Annotated in this window: 1 pseudogene; it reads right to left on the bottom strand. The window is 63.0% G+C overall.

Annotated elements, in window-relative coordinates:
• A pseudogene (locus CAF79_RS28575) lies at positions 1–1,625 on the bottom strand (hypothetical protein); the annotation flags it as partial.

Here is a 1,625-nt window from a genome sequence, read left to right on the forward strand (position 1 = left end):
CTCCCCGCCGACACCCCGCCCAGTCCCGCCCGGATATTCCCCAACAACCCGCGCAGTTCCTGCTGCTGCGCCGGCGGAAACACCACCGTCACCCCTGCCCTTGCAGGCGTCGCGCCGTACAACCGGGCCGAGCGATCCGGCAGTTCTTCAATCGGGCTCAGTGCCCCTGCCAGTTGCGCTTCGATCCGGGTCAACTGCGCCCGCACCCGCACAATTTCTTCCTGCAACTCCATCGCCCTTGGGGTTTTGTGCCCTTGGCGATTCTTGTTGTGGGTGATCTGGTTGCGCTCACGGTTGAGGGTCATGAGGTATTCGCGTTCGCGCAGAACTTCCTTGATCGCCGTTTGCAGCGCGGACTGCTCTGCGGGGCTGGCGACGGTGAAGGTCACGCCGCTGGTTTTCGCCGCGTCGAACAGGCGCAGGCGCAGTGCTTTGGGCAGGCGCTGGAACAGTTCATCGAGGTCGGGGATTTTTTCGGCCGAGAGGTCGAAGCCTTCCAGCACGCGGTTCAGGCCCAGGTTCAGTGCCGGGCTGTAAGTGTCCTGCACCGCCGCCGCGACGACGCGGGTGTGTTCGGGCATGTCGTCGAGGGCCGGCAGTTGCGGTTGTTCGATCATTTTCAGTTTGGCCAGCCAGTCCGGCAGGTTGTTGAACGTGGCCATGAGAGCGTTGAACAGTGTCGAGTATTGCCCGCTCTGCTCCGTTTGCAGGCGCAGCGGCAAGGTGTAGAAGACAGTTCGGGTCAGTTCCGGGTGTTCCTCCAGATAACCGAGCACTTTTTCGCTCGCTTCATCGCTGCGGCACAGGTCCTTGAGGCAGGCGTATTCGGCGCTGAGGGCCTGATGGAGTTGTGCCGCCACTTGCGCGTCGTAGTACCAGGCCGAACGATGGAAGCGTCCGCCGACCAGCAGTTGCGTGCGGTCGGCGGTGATGCGTTCGAGCAGGCGGTTCCAGCGACCGAGGTCGTCACGCAGCAGGTTCAGTCGCTCGTCCATCGCCGGGCGGTCGATCAGGTCGTTGATCCCGCGTTTACCGCTGAGCAGCGGGCCGTCGAGCACGTCCTTGATGCGCCGATCCTGATCCTTGCCGAGGCGGATCAGCGTCTCCAGATGCTGTTCGACAAATTCCTCGGGGGCGACGGCTTCGAAGTACTGGCGGGTATAAAAACGCCGATCCACCTCAGCCGTAGGGGCCAGACGATTCTGTCCCATGCCGTCATCAAAACTCTGGGCGCGCAGTTTTTGCAGTTCGGGCGGCGCCGGCCCATCGGCCTGGACCTCCCCACCCTTGTTCAGGTAATCGAGCAATGCCTTGCGCGTATTCTCGCGATCCGGCTCGGGCAACTGTTCCAGATCGGCAAACAGGGCTTTGGCCTGCGGCTGTTCGCTGGCCTTGGCCAATCCGTCGACATCGGCGCCGCTCAGTTGGCTCAGCGACTCGATGTAGCTGGCGAGCAGATAATCGCGCGCGTTGTTGCCGGTGTTGCTCCACTCATCGACCCAGCCGACCACGGTGTCCTGATACTCGGCCAGATCGCGCATCACCCCCAGATCGTCGTTGACCAGCAGAAACAGCGTGTCGTCCTGATAGGGCCCGCGCACCCGGCCGAGGAATTCGCCGATGTG

Origin of the sequence: Pseudomonas sp. B26(2017), from assembly GCF_002113045.1 — a bacterium.
GTDB lineage: Bacteria > Pseudomonadota > Gammaproteobacteria > Pseudomonadales > Pseudomonadaceae > Aquipseudomonas.